At 61.5% G+C, this 20,735-nt stretch carries 21 protein-coding genes and 2 tRNA genes; 12 read left to right on the top strand and 11 right to left on the bottom strand.

The features are described 5' to 3' along the window. The 3 genes from RIE53_09920 (at position 1) to RIE53_09930 (ending at position 2,014) form a co-directional block, all read left to right on the top strand. Complete coding sequence (locus tag RIE53_09920) at positions 1-885, top strand: FkbM family methyltransferase (GenBank protein MEQ9105006.1); 885 nt, start codon at positions 1-3, stop codon at positions 883-885. Between the two features lie 119 nt (positions 886-1,004). Continuing rightward, complete coding sequence (locus RIE53_09925) at positions 1,005-1,271, top strand: hypothetical protein (protein ID MEQ9105007.1); 267 nt, start codon at positions 1,005-1,007, stop codon at positions 1,269-1,271. Between the two features lie 14 nt (positions 1,272-1,285). Next, the gene (locus RIE53_09930) at positions 1,286-2,014 is read left to right on the top strand and encodes a hypothetical protein (GenBank protein ID MEQ9105008.1); all 729 of its coding nucleotides are present in this window, start codon (positions 1,286-1,288) and stop codon (positions 2,012-2,014) included. A gap of 4 nt (positions 2,015-2,018) precedes the next feature. Here the strand turns inward: RIE53_09930 and RIE53_09935 are convergent, their stop codons facing one another. Further along, positions 2,019-2,387 carry a DoxX family protein gene (locus RIE53_09935; protein MEQ9105009.1) on the bottom strand — a complete coding sequence of 123 codons (369 nt, stop codon included), beginning with the start codon at positions 2,385-2,387 and terminating at the stop codon, positions 2,019-2,021. Positions 2,388-2,482: 95 nt separating this feature from the next. Here RIE53_09935 and RIE53_09940 point away from each other — a divergent pair, with 95 nt between their 5' ends. Next, entirely contained in the window at positions 2,483-2,815 is a 333-nt protein-coding gene (locus tag RIE53_09940) for a DoxX family protein (GenBank protein MEQ9105010.1), read from the top strand. Here the strand turns inward: RIE53_09940 and RIE53_09945 are convergent. Together RIE53_09945 and RIE53_09950 are read right to left on the bottom strand one after the other, a co-directional pair. Continuing rightward, on the bottom strand, positions 2,788-3,513 hold the full coding sequence (locus RIE53_09945) for a nucleotidyl transferase AbiEii/AbiGii toxin family protein (GenBank protein ID MEQ9105011.1): 726 nt from the start codon (positions 3,511-3,513) through the stop codon (positions 2,788-2,790). The two genes, RIE53_09940 and RIE53_09945, sit on opposite strands and share 28 nt — an antisense overlap. A gap of 62 nt (positions 3,514-3,575) precedes the next feature. After that, positions 3,576-4,178: a TetR/AcrR family transcriptional regulator gene (locus RIE53_09950; GenBank protein MEQ9105012.1), complete on the bottom strand. Its 603-nt coding sequence runs from the start codon at positions 4,176-4,178 to the stop codon at positions 3,576-3,578. Between the two features lie 66 nt (positions 4,179-4,244). On the opposite strand from RIE53_09950, the gene RIE53_09955 reads away from it, so the two are divergent. From RIE53_09955 to RIE53_09970, 4 genes are all read left to right on the top strand, one after another. Continuing rightward, positions 4,245-5,693 (top strand): hypothetical protein, encoded by a 1,449-nt coding sequence (locus RIE53_09955; protein ID MEQ9105013.1) that lies wholly within the window; start codon positions 4,245-4,247, stop codon positions 5,691-5,693. A 162-nt stretch (positions 5,694-5,855) separates the two neighbouring features. Further along, on the top strand, positions 5,856-6,197 hold the full coding sequence (locus tag RIE53_09960; GenBank protein MEQ9105014.1) for a hypothetical protein: 342 nt from the start codon (positions 5,856-5,858) through the stop codon (positions 6,195-6,197). A 94-nt stretch (positions 6,198-6,291) separates the two neighbouring features. Next, positions 6,292-6,534, top strand: coding sequence for an Arc family DNA-binding protein (locus RIE53_09965; protein MEQ9105015.1), 243 nt, complete (start codon positions 6,292-6,294; stop codon positions 6,532-6,534). Then, entirely contained in the window at positions 6,531-6,941 is a 411-nt protein-coding gene (locus RIE53_09970) for a type II toxin-antitoxin system VapC family toxin (protein MEQ9105016.1), read from the top strand. Before RIE53_09965 ends, RIE53_09970 begins: the two co-directional genes overlap by 4 nt. Here RIE53_09970 and RIE53_09975 read toward each other — a convergent pair. Continuing rightward, positions 6,917-8,698 (bottom strand): hypothetical protein, encoded by a 1,782-nt coding sequence (locus RIE53_09975; GenBank protein ID MEQ9105017.1) that lies wholly within the window; start codon positions 8,696-8,698, stop codon positions 6,917-6,919. The two genes, RIE53_09970 and RIE53_09975, sit on opposite strands and share 25 nt — an antisense overlap. 5 nt (positions 8,699-8,703) lie before the next feature. Then, a complete protein-coding gene (locus RIE53_09980) occupies positions 8,704-9,390 on the bottom strand; it encodes a DUF305 domain-containing protein (GenBank protein ID MEQ9105018.1) in 687 nt (228 codons plus the stop codon). A 125-nt stretch (positions 9,391-9,515) separates the two neighbouring features. Here RIE53_09980 and RIE53_09985 point away from each other — a divergent pair. Then, positions 9,516-9,588, top strand: a tRNA-Lys gene (locus RIE53_09985). Positions 9,589-9,599: 11 nt separating this feature from the next. On the opposite strand, the gene RIE53_09990 is transcribed toward RIE53_09985, so the two are convergent. Next, the gene (locus tag RIE53_09990; protein ID MEQ9105019.1) at positions 9,600-11,228 is read right to left on the bottom strand and encodes a M20/M25/M40 family metallo-hydrolase; all 1,629 of its coding nucleotides are present in this window, start codon (positions 11,226-11,228) and stop codon (positions 9,600-9,602) included. Positions 11,229-11,323: 95 nt separating this feature from the next. Here RIE53_09990 and RIE53_09995 point away from each other — a divergent pair, with 95 nt between their 5' ends. Beyond that, positions 11,324-12,415, top strand: a complete 1,092-nt coding sequence (locus RIE53_09995) for a hypothetical protein (protein ID MEQ9105020.1) — start codon at positions 11,324-11,326, stop codon at positions 12,413-12,415. 665 nt (positions 12,416-13,080) lie between these two features. Here the strand turns inward: RIE53_09995 and RIE53_10000 are convergent. Both RIE53_10000 and RIE53_10005 read right to left on the bottom strand, forming a co-directional pair. Beyond that, entirely contained in the window at positions 13,081-13,995 is a 915-nt protein-coding gene (locus RIE53_10000; GenBank protein MEQ9105021.1) for a metallophosphoesterase, read from the bottom strand. After that, positions 13,992-14,678 carry a 5'-nucleotidase gene (locus tag RIE53_10005; GenBank protein ID MEQ9105022.1) on the bottom strand — a complete coding sequence of 229 codons (687 nt, stop codon included), beginning with the start codon at positions 14,676-14,678 and terminating at the stop codon, positions 13,992-13,994. Before RIE53_10005 ends, RIE53_10000 begins: the two co-directional genes overlap by 4 nt. Positions 14,679-14,954: 276 nt before the next feature. On the opposite strand from RIE53_10005, the gene RIE53_10010 reads away from it, so the two are divergent. Beyond that, positions 14,955-15,038, top strand: a tRNA-Leu gene (locus RIE53_10010). Between the two features lie 73 nt (positions 15,039-15,111). Here the strand turns inward: RIE53_10010 and RIE53_10015 are convergent. From RIE53_10015 to RIE53_10025, 3 genes are all read right to left on the bottom strand, one after another. After that, positions 15,112-16,032: a tetratricopeptide repeat protein gene (locus RIE53_10015; protein ID MEQ9105023.1), complete on the bottom strand. Its 921-nt coding sequence runs from the start codon at positions 16,030-16,032 to the stop codon at positions 15,112-15,114. Next, on the bottom strand, positions 15,921-18,194 hold the full coding sequence (locus tag RIE53_10020; protein ID MEQ9105024.1) for a serine/threonine-protein kinase: 2,274 nt from the start codon (positions 18,192-18,194) through the stop codon (positions 15,921-15,923). Before RIE53_10020 ends, RIE53_10015 begins: the two co-directional genes overlap by 112 nt. Before the next feature lie 90 nt (positions 18,195-18,284). Next, on the bottom strand, positions 18,285-19,310 hold the full coding sequence (locus RIE53_10025) for an LLM class flavin-dependent oxidoreductase (protein ID MEQ9105025.1): 1,026 nt from the start codon (positions 19,308-19,310) through the stop codon (positions 18,285-18,287). Positions 19,311-19,434: 124 nt separating this feature from the next. Here RIE53_10025 and RIE53_10030 point away from each other — a divergent pair, with 124 nt between their 5' ends. Beyond that, positions 19,435-20,730: an amidohydrolase family protein gene (locus tag RIE53_10030; GenBank protein MEQ9105026.1), complete on the top strand. Its 1,296-nt coding sequence runs from the start codon at positions 19,435-19,437 to the stop codon at positions 20,728-20,730. Positions 20,731-20,735: the final 5 nt, after the last annotated feature.

Raw genomic sequence — 20,735 nt, forward strand, 5'->3', positions numbered from 1 at the left:
ATGCCTGTGATCGATAATCTGAAAGCGTTTGCCGCGCGTAACCCGGTCGTGAAAACGGTGTTGTACCCGGCTTTCGAACTCCGCAGGCGGATACTCACCGCGAACCGGGCCCGCTACGAGCGACTGCTGGCCAATCTGTCCGGTCGATTGGCGGAAAGTCCCGTGCTGCACGTGCCCGAATTCGACGGTTTCTTTGAAATGGATGCGCGCAGCGACCTCCTGGAGCGCTTCCTGATTGACAATGAGTACGAGCCTGAACTCGTGGCCATCTGCCGCGAGCATGTGGATGCGTCGCGTGATGTCGTGGATGTGGGCGCGAACATCGGCCTGTACGCGGTATTTTTCGCGTCGCTTGTGGAGTCCGGCCGCGTATTGGCTGTGGAACCGACGCCGAACGCGCTGGCGCGCCTGCGTGCCAACCTGGATCGGAACGGGGTGACGGAACGGGTCCAGGTGTTTCCAGGCGTGTGTTCGGACCGCGAAGGCACGTTCCAGATCAAATCGGTCGCCGGAAAGGAAGAGTATTCCAGCCTGGGCGAAATGGAGCATCCCCGGATTGGGGATGACGCGTGGACGACGACAGAGGTCCCCGGTAAGACACTGGACGGCCTGATCGCCGACCACGGCCTCTCTCCCGGCTTTGTCAAAGTGGACGTGGAAGGCATGGAGCACGTCGTGTTTGCCGGCGCCGACGAGGTGCTTTCAACCCATCGGCCGGTCATTCTTTCGGAGCTCTCCGACTATCTGCTCCGGCGGAACGGCTCGTCGGCCGCGGCCGTCATGGCGCGTATTGCCTCCTTCGACTACGAAATCGTGGATCCGGTGCACGCGGGCGCCAAACCCGGGCGGGGAGACTTCGGCGACATCCTTTGTCTCCCACGGTAGGCCTTTTCGCAAATTGCGAATCGCATATTGCGAATTACATTTCGGGATCACATCGCGCGATCAACCCTGCAGAAGGCCCACGCACGAAACCTGCCTATCATAAGCGGGTTTTGCTCAACATGAACGAACAGGTCCGAAATTATCTGGCCGAGATCGGCCGCCGGGGAGGGAAACGAAGCAAACGGGTGCTCAGCCCGGAAGCGGCCCGCGACATGGTGCGGGTCCGCGAGGCCAGAAAAGCCTTCAAACGGTTCCACACGCTCTGTTTTTGGTACACGCCGCCTGACCTTGCCATCGGCAAAGAGGACGTGGCGTGGGTCGCAGAAACACTGAAGAAGAACGGAAACCAGGATGCCTGGGAAGTGGCCGAACGACTATGCCGCTGACACCGCTGAAGAACGTGAAACCGTCCCGATTCAGCGTCTGGGGCGGGCGAATCCGGTGGTTCTCCGCTGAATTCTTTGTGGTGGTAGCCGGCATCCTCTTCGCATTTGCCATCAACACCTGGTGGCAGGATGCCCAGACCCGGCAGCGTGAGCAGGATTTCCTGGCTGATCTGATGGTGGACTTCGAGGAGAACGCCGCCCGTCTGCAGGAGGCCATTGACCTGGCGGGCGAGATCATGTCCGAAGCGCAGATCCTGCTGCACCTGGAAACGGCCGCCGGGGGCCGCGAACTCGGGCTCGATTCGCTGAACTACCACCTTCAGACGCTGTCGCTGCTGCCCACATTTCAGCCGGTCACGCGCACGTACGACAACATCATGGGCGCCGGAGAACTCCAGACCCTGTCCAACCCCGAGCTGCGCATGATGCTGGCGGACTTCGAAAGCCAGCTCCGTCTGGTGACCACCGTGGAGCAGACCCAGGAGCGCCAGTTCGTATCGCTGTTCCTGCCCTACATCATGGAACACCTGGATTATACGGCCGTGGCCATGTTTTCGAGCGAAACCGTGGAGATCCCCGACCCCACCCATGCCGAAACCATATTCGAGGAGTTGGGCACGCGGGAATTCCAGAACTGGGTCGTCCTGCGCCTGACCTGGGCGGACGACCTCCAGGGCGTCCACATGGGCGTCCTGAACCTGGTCAAGGAAATCAACGCCGAGCTGAAGAAAGAAGGCCCTTGAATATTTACAGCCCCAGGATGGCGACGCACATCGCCAGCATCAACAAGGCCGGAACGGATTTCTTGGCCGGATCCTTGACCTTGACGTGCATGGCCAGCGCACCGACCATCAGGACCGCGACCACGCCAGCAGCGGGCGCGACCAGTTCCGGCATCCACAAGCCCGCAATGAGCGCGACCGCCGAGCCCACCTTGAGCAGGCCCACAATGTAGAACGCAATGTCGGGCAGGCCGTAGGCGGCAAACTCCGCCTTCAGCGACCGGGCATCGCCCCCCCGGTATTCCGTGGCCGTGCCGGAGCGGACCAGCCACACGTTCAGCAGCCCCAGGGCCACGACAATCTGGAGAATGGAGGAGACATTGAATTCGGGCATGGCGCGTACTGGTGTCAATTTACGGTGGGGGTGGAAACGACACGACGTGCGTGCCGTTGAGCCATTATAACAACAATACGCAAGGTCGCGCTCATATGCTTCTCTTCCTGACCTTGTGTTCGGCGGCTCTCTTCTCCTATTACGGGATTGCCAGCCTGGTATCGAACGACCTCGTCCAGGAATTCGACCGGTGGGGCATGGCCCGCTTGCGACGCCTTACGGCCGCCCTGGAACTCACAGGAGCGCTGGGCTTGCTCGTCGGGTTGTTCATCCCGGTCGTCGGCCTGGTGGCCAGCGCCGGATTGTGCCTCATGATGATCCTTGCCACGGTGGTCCGCATCCGGATCCGCGACCCCTTCCACGCCATGATCCCGGCCATCATGCTGGCGGTCATCAACGCCTACCTGGTGTTCGCTACCATCTCCTGAAGGCGCGCCAGGTTCTCTTCTGTCTCGCCCATGGCAAGCAGCGGCTCCAGTTCCTCGTAAACAAGCGGCCAATCCATGGTCTCCCCGCTTCTTTGGATGATGCGTTGCAAATCCACCCAATCCTGTCCCCGCCCGGCCACCGTCTTGGTGACGACAAGGTCCTCAGCACAACAGATGCGCAGCGGCACGCCAACTCCGTAGTCAACGTCCACCGCCCGTTCCATCATCCGCCGTTCATAGGGGGTGAATCCGAGCGATACGTCGACCTCCACCCCTTCCGGTGATCGACCCAGATACATACGTGCTACGTGTACCATGTCGGATGCGTCCTCAATTCGTGCCGACAGATACTCCTCCAGGACTTGCAGCATTCCGGCCTCCTTCCCCAGATCACAAAACACGGTCAGGTCCACATCATTTGTATGCCGCGTTTCTCCCCAACGCTGCAAGGGTATGCCTCCAATAAAGCAAAACGTCACATTCTTGGCGTTGAGCATGGACTGAACGCCGGCGGCGACCCGGAAGATGTTTTGATCGGGCTCATGGACTTTTGAGTGGACCACATCGAGTCCCCAAACCCACTCTTCGTGGGTCTGGCTGCGAAGGCGTTCCACCCGCAGCTCTTCCGCCCGGCGGTAACCCCATTCGCGGTCAATGTTCCTCTTCAGGGTCTCGATATCCATTTCGCGGGAGTCCAAGTATTGAATATAGACACGACTCGGTACCGATTGTAACCGGCTGGGTTGGCCTTCAGGTTGGCCTACACCTGGTCGCGAAACAGCAACTCCAGATACTGGATGAACAGGTCCAGCTGCCGCGCCATCAAGCGGGCATCCTGGTACGTCCGGGACAGGATGAGCCCCCCTTCGAAGATGACCATGGACATCTCGGCGAGGTCGTGTGCGGACACGGGCACGCTGGGCGGCCGGGCAGCGATGGCAGCCACCAATTTGCCTTCGACCACGTCGGTCCAATCGTGCAGGGCCCGCGTCACACGCTCGTTCGTATCCTCGTCCAGCAGCCCCGCCTGGTAGCCGAAACTGGCAAAAAGACACCCCTTTGAGGGCTCCTCCGCCGTCGCCATCAGGTCGCGGTACAGCCGGAAGATCGCCAGCACCTGTTCCACCGGATGGTCCGTTTCCCGCTCCGCCCGGTCCAGAATGGTATCCAACAGCGCGCGGTCCCGCTCGGCATACCGGTCAATGATGGCCGTAGCCAGGTCCTGTTTTGACGGGAAATGATGGAAAAACGCGCCTTTCGTGAGCCCGACCACGTTCAGGATGTCCTGTACGGATGTGCCGCTGTAGCCGTTCAGCATGAACAGATGCTCTGCGGCATCCATGATATCGTCTTTCGTCTTCATTTCTTCATGTAACATACCGACCGGTCGGTCGGTATGCAAGCCCGTTCAATTTCAGCACCCAATACCATGCATCGAATCTACAACACGCTCGCCATCCTGATCCTCACGGGTACGGCGTTCACACCCACCGCCCACGCCCAATCTCCAACCGACACCCGAACCGAACGTCTGGCCCCGCCCGTCTACGCGGACCTCGGGACCTTCACCATGGAGATCTCGACGTCCAGCCCCGAAGCCGCCACGTACTTCAACCAGGGTATGCGCCTCTATTTTGCATTCAACCACGCCGAGGCCATGCGCGCCTTCCGGGCAGCCCTCGACCGGGACGAGAACTGCGCCATGTGCTGGTGGGGTCTCGCCATGGCCCACGGGCCGAACATCAACATGCCCATGGACCCGGTTTCGGCGGCCTACGCCAATGAGTACGCACAGGAAGCCGCGGCGTCCACCGGACAGGCCACAACCCTCGAGAAAGCCCTCATAGAAGGCGTCACCAAACGATTCGCCGATCCCGAAAACACCGACCGATCCGCATACGATCGCGCCTGGGCCGACGCGCTCGCATCCATCCGGCAACAGTGGCCGACGGATGCGACCATCGCAACCCTCTACGCCGAATCCCTCATGGATCTCTCCCCCTGGGATTACTGGCAGCCCGACGGCGAACCGAAGCCGACCACGCGCATCATCCTGGAAAACCTGGAATTCGCCATGGCCAAGGAGCCCGATCATCCGGGCGCCAACCATTTTTACATCCATGCCGTGGAAGCCGTCCACCCGGATCGTGCCGTCGCCGCCGCCGAGCGTCTGGCGGGTCTCATGCCCGGTGCAGGCCACATGGTGCACATGCCGGGGCATATTTACATTCGCGTGGGCCGTTACGAGGATGCCATTGAGGCCAACATGCATGCCATCCACGCCGACGAAACCTACATCCAGGACCAGGGCCCCGAGCCCGGCGTGTACGTCCTCGGCTACTATCCCCACAACTACGATTTCCTGGCGTTCGCCGCGAGCATGATCGGTCAGAAAGAGCAGGCCATGGGCGCGGCTGAATCCCTGCGCGCCCTCGTGCCGACCGAGCTCATGAACGAGCCCGGAATGACCTTCCTGCAGCACCACTACACGCGGCATCTGCAGTACAAGGTGCGATTCGGGGAATGGCAGGCCATTCTGGATGATGCGATGCCCACCGACGGCGCCCTGCACGAACGGGCCATGTGGCATTACGCCCGCGGCCGGGCACTCGCCGCAACCGGCAAGCCGGAGGAAGCACGGGCCGAGTGGCGCCAGTTGTCAGCCATCCAGGCAGACGATGCGCTCGCAGGCGTCAAGCTCGAATTCAACATGGCCCCGGCAGTCCTGGCCATTGGTGTGCACGTACTCGACGCGGCCATTCACCATGCCGAAGGAAACGCCGTTGAAGCCGTGCGCGCCATGGAGTTGGCCGTGGCGGCGGAGGACGCGCTGACCTACGGCGAGCCGCCGGACTGGACGGTCCCCGTTCGACAGTAATTCGGCCGGATGCTCACGGACATGGGCCGCACGGAGCACGCTGCGCGCATCTTCCAGGAAGACCTGGCTCGATTCCCCGCGAATGTGTGGTCAAAGAGCAATCTGTAACCTCATCGACCACGCACTCGTAACGCGTCCGGTACCTTCATCCCATCGTTTCCCATGGATTATCAGCTGACGCTCGAAAAGGCCGTTTTGGAACACGCCGCGACGGTCCGCCGCAACCCGCAGCACACCTACGACAAGCCCACCAAGATTCCGGGCTTTCCCGATACGCTGGTCTGGCAGACCGCCCGGCATCTGTCCGAAAAAGGATACATTTCCACGTCCTCCGTCGCCGAAGACGGAACCGTGATCGTCGCTGAATTGAAGGCCGAAGGCTCGGCCCGGCTCGAGGAACTCAAGAGCCAGGCCGAGCAGGAAGAGGCCCAACGGCAGCAGGAATACGCTGCCGCGGTCGCCGCCAACAAGAAAAAGAAGTCCTGGTGGCAGGTCTGGAAATAGGGACGGCGCGAAAGCGCGTTGGCGACGAGGCGCGACCGGAACCCCATTGGCGAGTGCACGGTACCATTCCGGTACCACACACTGTTGCACGCCCATGCCTGTCAATCTGTCCCTGAAGAACGTCCCTGAATCCATTCACAAGCGATTGCAAGACCAGGCTGAACGTCACGGTCGAAGCATGAACAGTGAAATCCTGCAGATCCTGACGGCCGCGACACGCCGGGACGCGGCTGTCAGCGATCTCCTGAACGATCTCAATTCGTTCAATCTCCGCCTGGCGGGGCGCGAACTGGAATCCGTTGACGTTCGGGGAGCCATCCAAGAAGGACGTGAATGATAGTCACCGATACGTCCGTTCTCGCTCACCTCATTATTCCGTCAGACAAAACCCCGACAGCCCGGAGTATTCTCAGTCTGGACCGTGATTGGTGCGCTCCCGTGTTGTGGGCCAGCGAACTCAGGAGTGTCCTTCGCAAGCATCTGTTGGTGGGCAACATCGACCAACAGGAGGCGATCGATGCCATGCGCCTCGCCTACCACGTAATGGAAGGCGGCTCCGGCCGAGTAGATGACGACCTCGTGTTGAAGCTGTGTTCATCTACCCGCTGTTCCTCCTACGACGCCGAATATGTGGCCATGGCGATGACACTTGCGGTCCCACTTCTCACGTGGGACCGCAAGCTCATCAAACTCTTTCCGGAAGTCGCTCAGACGCCTGATCAGTTCGCCAGCGCGCGCAGCTGAGCCGCCAGACGGACCCGCGTCGAGTTGTGGTGTCCCGTATCGCCCATGGCGAGCGAAGACAGCGCCGCATGCTCAAGGGTCGTGGAAGCCGCCAGCATGACGCCGAAATTCCCGGCATCGATGGCTGCGAACAACGCATCGGCATCGCTGCGGGACATGACATTGGCACGGACGAGCTGATCGCCGTACGCTTTGGCCACCAACGGGTGGTTCGGCCACGTGATCATGTCCTGGTTCTGCGGGTTGGACTCGGCGAACGAAACCAGCTTGGCTGCATCGATTTCATTCTGCGTCAGATGCTCGCTGGGCGTCAGTTCAAAGACGTCCATACCTCGCACCATCGCCGAGCCGTAGATGTAGCCGTTGTACCAGTACGTGGACCAGTACCCACCGCCCATCCGTTCGGTGGTCGACAAAGGACCGCGATCGAAGAAGGCGATTTCATGGGCGTTCGCCGCATCCGTGAAGTCGAAAATCGACAGGCCGCCCTGGTACCAGGCCTGGGCCTTGATGTCGCGGCCGGGCACCGGAATCAGGCTGCCGTTGTGCGCCACACAGTTCTCGTCGGCCGTCTGGGGGACCGGGAGCTTGTAGTAGCCGCCCAGCGTCAGCTTGCCGTTGCGGTAGTTGAAAATGGCGTTGGCACCCCACGTGGGCAGGTCGGTGCCCTGGCAGCGCGGTGCGTTGCCTCCTCCCCACTCGTCCGTGAACAGCACCTTCGTGCCGTCATTGTTGAACGTGGCCGAGTGCCAGTAGGCGAAGTTCGGGTCCGTGACCGCCTCAATACGAACCGGATTCGCGGGATCGGAAATGTCCAACAGGATGCCGTTACCGGCGCATGCGCCACCGGCAAGTCCCAACTCCGGATACGCCGTAATGTCGTGGCACTGCGTGGTCATGCGGGAGCTCTGCGTGCCCGGGCCGTGGTCGCCGCCCTGCCACAGACCGGCAATGTTGCCATCCTGTTCGAAAATCCGGGGCATGTTGACAATGCGGGCGTCCTCCGGGCGATCCAGGGGCACTTCTATCACTTCAATCCGGAAGTAGGACGTATTGGGATCCTCGTTCGGATCGCGCGTCGGGACACAACCGGGAAGCTCTTCGCCCGGACGAACCGAGCTCGTACCCGACACATACACGTACACGCGGTTGTCATTCGTCAAATCCGATACGAGCGAATGCGTGTGCGATCCGCGGCACGTCTGCACGGCAGCCACCTGCCGGGGATTGCGCATGTCGGAAATGTCAAAGATGCGCACGCCGCGCATGCGTTCATCGCTGACTTCTTCCTCCACACCTTCGGCGCCGCAGTCCAGCCGGCCCCGCGTTTCCTGTGCCGACATGAAAAGCAGGTTTCCGTAAACCGATACGTCGCCCTGCCCACCCGGGCACACGATGGACACCGCCAACTGCGGGTCCGCGGGGTTGCTGACATCGTAGGCCAAAATGCCGCCGTAGTTGCCCACGAACACGTAGTTGTCGCGAAAGGCCAGGTCGGTGTTCGTGAACCGTCCACCCTGGGCCTCGTCGGCCAGCGTGAAGCCGGGGGCGCGCGGGACGCTGGCCAGCAGGTTCAGGTTGCGAATGGCCGAACCGGCATCTTCAATACCGGGCGCCAGGCCAATGCGGGGATCGTTCTCATCCCAGTCCCAGGTCGGCTTGGGAGCCTCCTCGGCCTCGTCATTGGCGGTCTGCTGCGCCAGGGCGGGGACCGCCATGAGCAGGAAAAGAAGCGTGGTCAGAAGGAATCGTGGCATGGTGTTCAGTTGGCTGAGAGCATTTGCTGCATTCGAAGGATTTCAATTTGTTGGTCGGAATTGACTTCCGACGCGAACCGGAAAATATCCTGGTCCTGTCCGGCGCCCGGCTGGGCAAACAGTTCGTCGACCATGATGAGCGCACCCCGGTGGTGCTGGATCATGTAGGTCAGGAAAAGGCGATCAAACTCGGCGCCTTCGGCATTGCGGAGCGCATCCATTTGCTCGGCCGTGAGCATGCCCGGCATCATCATGTCGTGCATGTGTTCCATTTCGCCGCGGGTTTGGAGCCAGTCGCGCATCAACCGGATTTCCGATTCCTGCGAAACGTCAATGCGGTGGGCGAGCATGAGGACGTCCTGCCGGTTCGTGCGCTCGGGCGCGAGCGCCGACATTTCGATGGCCTGCATGTGATGATGGATCATGCCCTGCATGAAATGTGTGTCGGCGGGCGTGTGCTCGGGGCGCTGCAAGTCCAGATCATCGGCCGATGCGAAGGATTTGGTGGGCTGACCGGGCGCGCCGGGTTGCACAACCGCGGCCTGCGTGGCCGCCTGGGTGGCCGGCGTCCGGGAATCCTGCGTGACCGATGCGCTCGGGGCACATCCGGCGAGCAAGAAGGCGCCGAGAACCAGGGAGAGGGCGACCGGACCAAGTGCCGGGAGGGTTTTCACAGAGGCGGGTCTCATCATGGATTTTCGGGTCAGTCCATCAAGTTAGTCCTTTCAACGGAATTCTGCTTCTCACCGAAGCTTAACGCGACGAGGCGGCGTGCGGGTTGCCCCCACCAGCCGTACGTCGTAGTTTTCCCGACTTCGATCCCGTAGCTCAGTTGGCAGAGCATCTGACTTTTAATCAGAGGGTCCCTGGTTCGAGCCCAGGCGGGATCACATTTGAATGCCTACCGGAACCGCTCCGTCGTCTCGCGGGCCGGCAGCTGGCAGGATGGCCACTCGCGGGGCTCGCCCGAGCGTGGATCCATGCCGAGGTCTCGGCGGTCGCGTGAAATCCGGTCGCCTTCCGACGCCAAATACGTCAAGTACGCGGTGAGCGTCGCGTTGCCCTTCAGATCTTCCCAGGCAATCTTGTCGAACGTATCGCGGTTGGTGTGCCACGTGGCGTTGCCGTAATCGTACGACGTGGCCGACAATGAAAACGCCGGCGCGCCCGCGCAGATGAACGAGGCGTAATCCGACCCGCCCCCGCCCGGGAATCCCGGCACGTTCAGGTCGATGTTGCCGACCAGGATGTTCGGAAGCTGGGCGAACCAGCGCGCGAAATGCTCACCGGCCCCCACCAGGCCCTGCGTGGAAATACTCGCAATCCGGCCCGTTCCGTTGTCCTGGTTGAGCAGCACCTGCAGCCCCTCCACGATTTCGGGATGATCCGCGGCGAACGCCCGCGATCCGTTCAGACCCTGCTCCTCGCCGCCCCACAGGCCGACTACAATGGTTCGCTTCGGGTTCGGATACACTTCCTTCAGGATGCGCATGGTTTCCAGCATGACCACCGATCCCGTACCGTTGTCCGTCACACCGCTCGCGCCGTCCCATGAATCGAAATGGGCCGAAAGCAGCACGTATTCATTGGGCAGCTCGGTCCCGGGAATGGTCCCCACGACGTTGAAAACAGGCTGTTCGCCCAGGTCTTCGGACTCGGCGTTGGCGCGCAGTACCGGTCCCTGGCCATTTTCGGCCAAACGATACACCAGCCCGTAATCCTCGCAGCTCAGGTTGAAGGCCGCCGCCTCCCGGTTCATGGCGCGGAACGAATAGGTCATCGGGAAAATCCGCTCAATGCCCCATTGCCCCGTCCAGTAGTTGGTCAGGAATCCGAGCGCGCCGGCATCCTCAATCGCATTGATGATGTCCTGCCGTTCCATGCCGATGGCGTCAATACGCGCGTTCCAGGCTTCGCGGGCCGCGGCCCGGGCCTCATTGAACGACTCGACGGCGCCCCGCGGCCCGTGCTCTTCCCATGACGAAGCCGGACGGCAGCTGGGCTCGGCGTACGACATGAGCACGAACTTGCCCCGCACACTTGGCAGCCACGCCTGGAAATCGCCCTCGGGCAGCATGGTCACACCGCCTTCGACCGGCCCGTTCGTTCCCACGCTCCAGCCCAGGAGTTGTCCTTCAAGCGAACGTACGCGTGGCTCCAGCAAGTCGACATGCGATACGCCGCGCTGCCAGCCCCGCCACGTACCGTATTGTTCGAGCCCGGCATCAATCCCCCAGGAACGCATTTGCTCCGCGGCCCACTCGGCCGATGCGTCGTAACCCGGCGAACCCGTCAGCCGGGGCCCGAGCACGTCGGCCATGTACTGCGAAAGCGCGTAGACCTGCGACTGCTCCATGCCTTCTTCCCAGATGGCTTTCAGCACCGGATCGTCCACCGGAAAATCAGGACCCGTCGGGCCGCCACCGAATGGCTGCGCCAGCGCTGGCAGGGACGGAATGGTGAGGGCGACCAGCAGGGCCATCGCGCCCAGGCCGGCCCTCATCAATACAGAATGGAAGCAGTTTTTCATGGATTTGGCAAATTTACTGAAAGACATTCGAGTGTCGGGGGTGGCGTAGTTTAGGCCGCCGCCGAGACAAAATCCCGAATACTGCCATTTTCAGCATGACACGAATGAGAAACGGACGCCTCGTCAGATCATTTGCAGCCGCCGTCATCTTGTTTGGATCGACAGGTTGCGGTCCAAATTCGTCATGGGATGGCTCTGTAGAGCAGAGAGACGGAGTTTCAATCGTTACCAACTTCGGCAAGCCCCTTCTGACGGAGCCTCCGTTCATCCTGGAAGAACGGCTACGCATTGGAGGCGACGACATGTTCGATGAGTTGCCCCTCAACCGGGTTTTCAGTGCGGTTCAGAATGACGCCGGGGAGATCTTTGCCTCAGACGTCGGAAATTACAGAATCCTCCAGTTTGACTCAGAAGGGGCATTCGTCAGATCGTTTGGAAGCCGTGGACAGGGTCCCAATGAATTCGGTTCTGTAGGCATTATCGCACTCAACAACGATAAACTCTTCGCCCAGGACACCCGAAAGCTCACGATTTCCAGCATTGATATGGACAAGGGATTGATCCTCGATCCCATCCACGTCGAATGGTTTGGCTCTTGGGGCATCGATGACTCGGGTACCATACACATGTCCAACTTTCACGCTCTGTCGGCAGATGATTCCCCGAATGCAATCTCGTACTCCCGAACCGGCGAGGTAACAGGAGATTTCTTGTCATCGTACGATCCGATTCCGGACCTGAACAGTGTGGGGGCGCTTCCCAGTCTTCACTTTTCACCCTCCAGAGCCTATTTCGCGTGGCCGTATCCATACCGGATAGAAATACTCTCAAGCGACCTTCAGCCCATAAGCAACTTCGAGCTGAACGATGCTGAATTCATGCCACCCTCCCAACCCAGAGTCGTGGACGGAATGAACCTGGGTGGCAGTCTGCCAACACAGATCAGCAACATCCTCGAGGTCGACGAGAAGTGGATCCTCGTCGAAGTGCGGTATTCAGACATGAAAAAGCCGCGCCGCGTCGACGTATTTGACATGGACGGCAGATACCTGTCCTATTTCCATCTTGAAGTGGGCGAAGGCATTTCTTCCTACTCGGACGGAATGCTCTGGTCGACTATCAATGGCGGATTGCTGAGAGACGTGCTACCCTACATCATTGGCAAGCAGCTCCGCCCGACGGAATGACGATAACCGCGACGCCGCACAAACTGGCTGAGAAACAGGCTCATCCTCCGAAACTCACGGACCATTCGTGACTCCTCGCGCCCCGTTTTGGCGCGAAACGAGTACGGGAACGGAATCATACGCCCGAAGGATTTGAATATCGCCCCGTATGACCCCTGAAGGCACGTTCCTCCTCATTGGCCGCTGAGTTGACGCTGAATAGCCACACTTAACGTGGCGCGAAACCGTCACTTTCTGGCGCGAATATCCCAGTATGTGGCGCAAAAGTGCAAAATAGTGGCGCGATTCGCCATGATTCTGGCGCGCATTTCGCCGCCCGATTTGCGCGCCACAAACCGTGGGTTACGCGCCATGTTGATGTGAAAGCGCGCCACAAACCATCGTATTCGCGCCAGTCTTGCATCATTTCGCGCCGCGTTTTGAACGCACACGCATGAATATTTCGATTATCTTGGTCGAAAAAGTGCCCTGACGCATCAGAATACGCCTTTGGACGCCTGCCAGTATTCCCGCGGGCGGTCTTTCGCGCCACTTTGGACGGAATGGGACGTGCGTAGCACATCTCCATTTACAGGCTGAGCCTTCCGCCGCGCGAACCCCGACGGCCGCGAGCCGAGGCCGTCCGCGACAGGCCGCGCCGCGCCCGACCCAAGCCCCGCGCTACCTTACGAAACTTCGTACGCCCCGGCGTACCAGCGCTGGAGGCGGCCGCGGCCGTCGAAGATGAAGTCCAGGCGCCCGAGCCGGATGCCGGCGAAACCGACCTGGTTGACGAGCGCAGGCGGACGGCCGACCCGCTCAAAGGTGACGGGTTCGTCAAGGAATGTGTGGGTATGCCCACCCAGGATGACGTCGATTTCCGGGACCTCGGCGGCCAGGCTGACATCGTCCGGGCGGTCCTCGCCACGGTATTGATGTCCGAGGTGGGAGAGGCAGACCACGAGATCGCATCCGGCCTGGCGGAGCGCATCGGCCTGCTGCCGGGCCGTCAGGACGGGGTCCCTGTAGGAGACGCCCTCGTGGAGCGCATCCAATACAAGCCCATCAAAGTCGATCCCCAAACCGAAAATCCCGATCCGGATGCCGCCGCGCTCCAGGATGATGGAGGACCGCACGTGCGGCTCGAGGAGCGATCCCGCGACATCGTAGTTGGCGCTGACCCAGGCGAACCGGGCATGCGGGAGCATGTCCACGAGGCCCTGGACGCCGTTGTCGAAGTCGTGGTTGCCGAGCGTGGCCACGTCGTACTCCATGTCGGACATGGCTTTGAACTCGACTTCGCCCTTGAAGAAGTTGAAGTACGGTGTGCCCTGGAAGATGTCGCCACTGTCCAGGAGCAACACATTCCTGTGTTCGGCGCGGATGCGGTCAATCAGCGTCTTGCGCCGCGCGACACCGCCGAGCCCCTCGTTCCGCCCCCCGTCCATCGGGAAGGGGTCAATGCGGGAATGCGTATCGTTCGTGTGGAGTATCACCAGGCGCCGCTCTCCGGCGGCCAGAACGGACTGCGGGAGCAGGAATGCGCCGGCCGTGCCGAGTGCCATCTGCCGGATGAACGTGCGGCGGGAAAACTCAGTCATTTGATACGCCCCTCCAGAACGGGTTCAATGGTGCCGCGGGACTGGACGTAGGCGATGAAGGCGTCCCGAAGCGTCACGAAGGGCTCTTCCCGATGCACATCCAGCCACAGCGCGGGCATGTTGCCGCCGCCGTTGGCCAGGTAATCGGACGTGGCTACCCGATACGTTCGGCCAGGCTCGACCGGCTGCCCGGCCACCCGAACGTTGCGGGCCGTGCCGCCTTCCGCGATTTCCAGGGAGATGCCCGCGACCGGCTCTCCGTTCGTCGCGGCCAGATCGTTGGCCAGCGCGAGGACCTGTTCGCCCGTCAGGTGCAGCACGACCAGCATGTTTTCGAACGGCATGAGCTCGAACATGTGGCCGACGGTGATGGGCCCTTCAGCCAGCGGAACGCGGAGGCCGCCGTTGTTCGTGATGGCGATGTCAGCTGATATAGCGTGGAGCATGGCATCGGCCGCCATATTGCCGAGCGTACCTTCCGGGCTGTCCTTGGTCAGCGTGGCGGTGGCGTGGCCGATGACGCGGGAGACTTCCTCGGCCATGTCTTCGCGATAGGGCTCGACCAGCGCTTCGAGTTCGGGGTCCATGCGGAGCGTATCGACCACCGTGAGGTACCCGGCCCCGTCTTCGGGCACATACTTTCCGGCGGGCTCCAGGCTCGCGCATCCTCCGAGAAAGAACACGAGGAACGCGGTTAATACGGCTCGACTCAGTAACCGTGCGCGCGGTGGGAGTGGGTTCAGTGGACTTGGAGGCATGGACAAGGGATCAGGCGCCAAAATGCCAGCGATGGCAGTGGAACTATGGGCGGAACGGTTGCGAAGGAAGAGTGCCCCTGAATATACATCCTCGCCGAATGCGTGCCCGGTTTGAAGTGTACTTGAAATGACGGGCCGGGTTTGGGTAAATGCGCCGCGTGTCCTTAACTTGCCGTTCTGCCAGTCATGTATTGGCCACCGGCCCAGGTGGTGGAATTGGTAGACACGCCATCTTGAGGGGGTGGTGCCCGTAAGGGCGTGCTGGTTCGACTCCAGTCCTGGGCACGAAAAACCGCTTCAGCGCTTGCTGGGGCGGTTTTTTTGTTTCCCGCCTCCGGCTCGCAGCGAACAAAACCCGCTATTGATCGGTGCTCTGTCTGGCGACCAGTTCGGAGATCCGGTCGCGGACCTCGCTGACCTGTGGCTGCAAATGTGCGTCCGCGTTCGCCCATCGGTCAACGAAGGACTGATAGGCGGCTATGGCTTCATCCAGGTTGCCGGCATTCTCATAGGCCTCGCCCAACGAGCGGTAGGCCAGCGTGCTGTTGCCGTTGTCGTAGATGAGCGCCTGGAATCCCGGAGACTTCGTGGCTGACTCCAGGCGAGCAATCGCCTCATCGGTACGTCCAGCCCGCAGGAGAGCCAGGCCCAGCTCGTTCTCGTACATACGCGGAACCTTGAACAGCTCAATGACGCGCTCGAAGGACGCGACGGCATCATCGTAGCGCTCTTCATTGAGCGCAATCATGCCTTCGAGGGCTGGCGCATAGTAGTCGAACGCCAGCGAGTGGGGGGCTGCGGCGTCGGTATATTCCTTCATGACGCTCCGCGCCCGTTCCGCCTGCCCCGCTGCCGCGAGCATGTAGGCGCGTTCACCTTGGACCTGCGAGGTCTTCTCGGTATCGGAGAAATCGATGCCGGCCATCATTTCATCGTAGTCGGCCAGTGCCTTTGCCCGATCCCCATCGGCCATTACGCGGTATGTGAGATACCAGACGTAGTCGAGCACTTCACTGTCCGGGCTTTCAATCTCCCGGGCAAAGCGGATGAGGCCTTGCAGGGAGCGCTCGGCAGCCCGGTGTTGTCCCAGCATCATGTGGATGCTCGTTTCAATCAGGTCCGTGTAGTACTCGGCACCTTGCGTCAAACCGCGTCCGCGAATGACCGTCACGCTGTCCAGGGCAGCCCGGTAGTCCCGGGTGCGTTCCGCATTGAGGACCAACTGGCGCCAGGGAAGGCCCCCGTAATCCGGTTCGCGAATGCGGATGGAATCGAGCATGGCCTGCGCCTGGTCGAAATTCCCCGTGCGCACCAACTGTAGTGATTGATGTAGCCCTGCACGGCATCGGGGTAATATTCAATGTATTGGGCCGTGTATTCCAGGGACTTCTGATAATCCCCGGTGAAGTACCGATGATGCAGGCTCAGGCTGTTGATGGCCCGCTGATCGCGGGGATCGAGCGCCATGAGTTCCTCATAGATCTGCTTCTGCCGATCCCGGTTTGGCTCAACCCAGCTGTAGAAGGCTTCCGTGGCGTATAGCTGCTCCCTGCGGGGCAATCGCTCTCTGAACTGGTATGCCTTGCGGGCATATTCAATCATGCGATCGTAGGAGCCCTGGCGGTTGTTTTCTGCCGTAGCGAGCAGCCGGAATGCCGATGCGAATTCCGGGTCTATCTCTACGGCGGATCGGGCAAATCCGATGGTGGATACAGCGTCGTCGCGCTCATTGGATTCCATGGCCAAGGTATACAATCGAAGCGCCTCGAAGGAGGATGTTGTAACCTGGGCCAGCGGTTTACTCTGACGGATGGCCACCAGGGATTCCCCGATCTTTTCTCGCAGGCTTGCTGAAATCCGGTCAACGGCTCCCACGACCTCGTTGTCCGAGTTGGCGGTTTCCCGGAGCGAGACCAGTTCACTTCCCGACGCCGCGTCCACCAGCCGAAGATTGATCACATAGCTCGAACCCAGGGCGGACACGCCGCCGATCAGCGCCGCCTTCAGGCCTTCGCGTTGCGCCACTTCGCGCGCAACTTCGGGTGTAATGGTCGTGCCTTCCGGAAGCTCCATCCGCTCGAGTGCAGCCGATACTGTGGACGCATCCATGAGTTTGACCACTCTGGACTGGCTCAGGTCCACACGCAGTGCTTCTGCGATCGGGCGGCCCATGTTGCCGGCTGGCGTATTGTCCACAAAGTCTGCCACGACGATTGAATCGTCACCGGACAAGACCCCCGAAGTGATAAGCGTTGCTGCAGGGCCGATCCCCATGGCTCGCATGCCCATGTAAACGGCAGCAACCAGGCCCAGGGCAGCCAGTGCGAGGACCCCGCCCACGACTGCGCGACGCACCGTCAACCAGCCCGCCAAGCCCTTCAGGTTGACCCGCTGCGCGGTGTCCAGCAGCGCTTTTTTGCGCTCCATACGCGAGGCATAGAGCGTGATCGGTGCCCCGGCCAGTAGCAACAGCACCCCGACCGGAAAAATCCAGTCGGGCAGACCGAACGCCATCATGGCCGCATAAATGGCACCGAGTCCGACCGCTCCGCCAACCGCGAAGCCGCTCACCACCCTCATCATGGACGTCGCGTCTACCCTTGGAGCAGCGGCCTCCCCAGTAAATATCGTCCCCGTACTCCCGCCCAACATTTTTACGACCTCGCCGGCCGTCTGAATGCGTTCCGCGGGATCCTTGGCCAGAAGGCCGTTCACCAATTTGGCGGTTTCGTCGCTGATGATGACACCCGTCGACGTGATGTCCGTAGGCGACTCGTTCAGAATGGCATAGAGCAATGCCTGGTCGTACGTGGCATCGAAAGGCCGCTTTCCAGTCAGCATCTCATAGAGAAGCACGCCCAGTGACCACAGGTCCGATGTCGGCCCCACATTCTCACCCCGGGCCTGTTCCGGGCTCATGTAGGCAACCGTGCCCAGGGTTGACCCCTCGCGGGTCAATTCGGAAGATTCACCCAGTTTGGCTATCCCGAAGTCAAGGATTTTGACCTCCCCGTGATGCGTAATCATCACGTTGGCAGGTTTTATGTCGCGATGCACGATACCAGCTGCGTGTGCACGGGCCAGACCGGACGCTATCTGACGTGCCGTCCCGAGGGCCTCCGCTTCGGTGAACGCGCGCTCGGAGAGCAGGTACTTCAGGGTCTGTCCCTCGTAGTAGGACATGACGATATAGCTGGACCCGTCGACGTGTTCTCCGATATGATGGATGGTGCAGATGTTGACATGGTCCAATGCGGACGCCGCCTTGGCCTCCTGGACAAAACGTTTTCTTGCGTTCTCGTCCTGACTCTGATGCCCTGGCAGGAATTTCAGCGCGACAATCCGATCCAGCTGCGTGTCGAGGGCCTTGTAGACAATTCCCATGCCACCCTGGCCCAACTGCTCCAGGATTTCATAGGGACCAATTTGACTGCCAATCATGTGGGGGTCCGGGCAGGTGAATCACGGATATTAGATCAAAGTGCCGTAATAAGGAAACGGACCCGGAATTCATGCCGATCGGCAAGCCGCTCACCCCAGTGCCGGCTTGACTTTTTCGCCGAGCAGGCGGGTGGCGGTCGAGAGGTGATCGTGGGTCAGTTCGGCGACGTTCATGTGGAGGGTGGCGCGGGCGAGGCCGCCCAGCGATTCCGCGTGGCGGGTCAGTTTTTCGGCCACGTGGTCGGGGTCGCCGACCATGAGGGCGCCGGTGGATCCAGTCTGGTCATCGTATTGTGCACGCGTCGTCGGGCCCCATCCGCGCTCCTCGCCGATCTGACTGAATGTTTTCTGGTAGCCGGGGAAGAACTCGGCGTGGGCGCGTTCGGTGGTTTCGGCGACGTATCCAATGAAGTGGACGCCGACTTTCAGCGCCGAGCGGTCGTGGCCGGCCTGCTGGGCCGCCCGCCTGTACAGGACTACGTGCGGCCGGACGCGGTGCGTTTCGCCGCCGCTGATGGCCACCATGAGGGGAAGGCCGAGCTGGCCGGCCCGCGCAAACGATTCAGGCGTGCCGCCGACGCCCACCCAGACCTCGAGTTTGTCCTTGTAGGGCCGCGGGTAGACGCCCTGCCCCGTCAGTTCCGGCCGGAATTTCCCCTTCCAGTGCACGCGCTCGTTCTCCCGGATGGCCAGGAGCAGCTCCAGCTTCTCCCGGAACAGCTCGTTGTAGTCCTTGAAATCGAGGCCGTACAACGGAAACGCCTCGCCGAACGACCCCCGCCCCACCACAATACCGGCCCGGCCCCGCGAAATCAGATCAACGGTGGCGATCTGCTGGAATACGCGGACGGGATCGGCGGCGCTTAGCACGGTGACCGCGCTCATCAGCTGGATGCGCTCCGTTCGCGCGGCGGCGGCCGCCAGCAACAGGTGCGAGGCGGAGTCCAGGTATTCGGGCCGGTGGTGCTCGCCGATGCCGAACGAATCCAGGCCCACCCGGTCGGCCAGCTCAATGCGCTCCAGGAGCTGTTCGATGGCATCCGAACGCATGTCCGGCGTGGTTTTCCGGCCTTCGGCGGTCCGGACGGCCGCAAAACTGTCAATTCCGAGTTCCATGGGCTGAGCGGATGGGATTGGGGCGGATGAGTTGGGAGGCGGGATACCTGTTCGGGCGGGGCGTGGTTTCGCTGGATTCGTTCGTGTAAGTTGAATCGGCATCACCCACCCACCGAATACCTACATGAAACACCTGCTTCCACTCGCCGCCCTCCTTCTTGTGCTCGCACCGAGCCTCGCCCCGCACGCCGCGCAGGCGCAAGACCAAGCCCAGACCGTCACCGCCATCCAGACCCGCGCGGTGGTGGACGTCGAAAACGGAACCCTCATAGACAACGCCATCGTGCTGGTGCAGGGCAACCGGATAACGGCGGTCGGCGCCGACATCCGGATTCCGGCTGGCGCGCGCACCGTCGACCTGTCGGACCGTTACGTCCTGCCCGGCCTTATCGACACCCACACGCACGTGACACTCACGCCCGGGTATGGCGACAACAACCCCATCCTGAACAAGTCCATCCCCTACCGGACCGTGGAAGCCGTGGCGGCCGTCCGAGCGACGCTGATGGCCGGCTTCACCACCATCCGTGACCTGGATTCGGAAGGCGCCGACTGGGTGGATGTGGCGGTGCGCGATGCGGTGAACGACGACCTGGTGCCCGGTCCGCGCATGCAGGTGGCCACGCTGGCCATCTCCATCACCGGCGGATACATGAACACCGACGGATACGCTCCGCAACTCGACTTGCCGCAGTTCGGCGCCCTGGCCGATTCCCCTGCGGAAATCGTCAAAACCCTCCGGACCCAGGTCAAATACGGCGCCGACTGGATAAAACTCTATGCCACGGGCACCACGCGCCACATCGACCTGGACAACATGGAGCCCCTGCCCCAATTCACCGACGAAGACATCCAACTGGTGGTGCAGGAAGCCGCGCGCTTCAACAAGCCCGTGGCCGCCCATGCCTACGGCGGACATGCGGCTCGCGCCGCGGTCGAGGCCGGCGTGCGCTCCATTGAGCACGGCATGATGCTGGACGACGCGACCCTGCGTCTCATGGCCGAAAAGGGCACGTTCTGGGTGCCGACCATCAACGTCTACTTCCCGTCCGAGCCCGGAGCGGCCCTCACCGAACGGGAGCAGGCCATCACGGATTCGCACCGCCGTGTTTTCCGGAACGCCCTCGACCGGAACGTCAGGATTGCCTACGGCACGGATGCGGGCGCGCTACCACACGGCGACAACGCCATCGATTTCGCACGGATGGTGGAATACGGCATGACGCCAGCCCAGGCCCTGCGCTCGGCGACCGCCACGGCCGCCGAGCTCATGCAATGGGATGATGTCCTGGGAACAGTCGAAGCCGGAAAACTGGCCGACCTGATTGCCGTCGAGGGCAATCCCCTGGAAGACATCGGGGCCTTGTGGAACGTCCGCTTCGTCATGAAAGACGGCGTGACGTACCGGTACGACCCCTGAACCAG

Source organism: Rhodothermales bacterium (assembly GCA_040221055.1).
Lineage (GTDB): Bacteria > Bacteroidota > Rhodothermia > Rhodothermales > UBA10348 > 1-14-0-65-60-17.

Bases quoted from the DNA above. Each gene is read 5' to 3' on its own strand.
- RIE53_09920 (MEQ9105006.1), top strand. From the start codon at position 1: ATGCCTGTGATCGATAATCTGAAAGCGTTTGCCGCGCGTAACCCGGTC.
- RIE53_09925 (MEQ9105007.1), top strand. From the start codon at position 1,005: ATGAACGAACAGGTCCGAAATTATCTGGCCGAGATCGGCCGCCGGGGA.
- RIE53_09935 (MEQ9105009.1), bottom strand. From the start codon at position 2,387: ATGCCCGAATTCAATGTCTCCTCCATTCTCCAGATTGTCGTGGCCCTG.
- RIE53_09940 (MEQ9105010.1), top strand. From the start codon at position 2,483: ATGCTTCTCTTCCTGACCTTGTGTTCGGCGGCTCTCTTCTCCTATTAC.
- RIE53_09950 (MEQ9105012.1), bottom strand. From the start codon at position 4,178: ATGAAGACGAAAGACGATATCATGGATGCCGCAGAGCATCTGTTCATG.
- RIE53_09955 (MEQ9105013.1), top strand. From the start codon at position 4,245: ATGCATCGAATCTACAACACGCTCGCCATCCTGATCCTCACGGGTACG.
- RIE53_09960 (MEQ9105014.1), top strand. From the start codon at position 5,856: ATGGATTATCAGCTGACGCTCGAAAAGGCCGTTTTGGAACACGCCGCG.
- RIE53_09965 (MEQ9105015.1), top strand. From the start codon at position 6,292: ATGCCTGTCAATCTGTCCCTGAAGAACGTCCCTGAATCCATTCACAAG.
- RIE53_09970 (MEQ9105016.1), top strand. From the start codon at position 6,531: ATGATAGTCACCGATACGTCCGTTCTCGCTCACCTCATTATTCCGTCA.
- RIE53_09975 (MEQ9105017.1), bottom strand. From the start codon at position 8,698: ATGCCACGATTCCTTCTGACCACGCTTCTTTTCCTGCTCATGGCGGTC.
- RIE53_09980 (MEQ9105018.1), bottom strand. From the start codon at position 9,390: ATGATGAGACCCGCCTCTGTGAAAACCCTCCCGGCACTTGGTCCGGTC.
- RIE53_09990 (MEQ9105019.1), bottom strand. From the start codon at position 11,228: ATGAAAAACTGCTTCCATTCTGTATTGATGAGGGCCGGCCTGGGCGCG.
- RIE53_09995 (MEQ9105020.1), top strand. From the start codon at position 11,324: ATGACACGAATGAGAAACGGACGCCTCGTCAGATCATTTGCAGCCGCC.
- RIE53_10000 (MEQ9105021.1), bottom strand. From the start codon at position 13,995: ATGACTGAGTTTTCCCGCCGCACGTTCATCCGGCAGATGGCACTCGGC.
- RIE53_10015 (MEQ9105023.1), bottom strand. From the start codon at position 16,032: ATGCTCGATTCCATCCGCATTCGCGAACCGGATTACGGGGGCCTTCCC.
- RIE53_10020 (MEQ9105024.1), bottom strand. From the start codon at position 18,194: ATGATTGGCAGTCAAATTGGTCCCTATGAAATCCTGGAGCAGTTGGGC.
- RIE53_10025 (MEQ9105025.1), bottom strand. From the start codon at position 19,310: ATGGAACTCGGAATTGACAGTTTTGCGGCCGTCCGGACCGCCGAAGGC.
- RIE53_10030 (MEQ9105026.1), top strand. From the start codon at position 19,435: ATGAAACACCTGCTTCCACTCGCCGCCCTCCTTCTTGTGCTCGCACCG.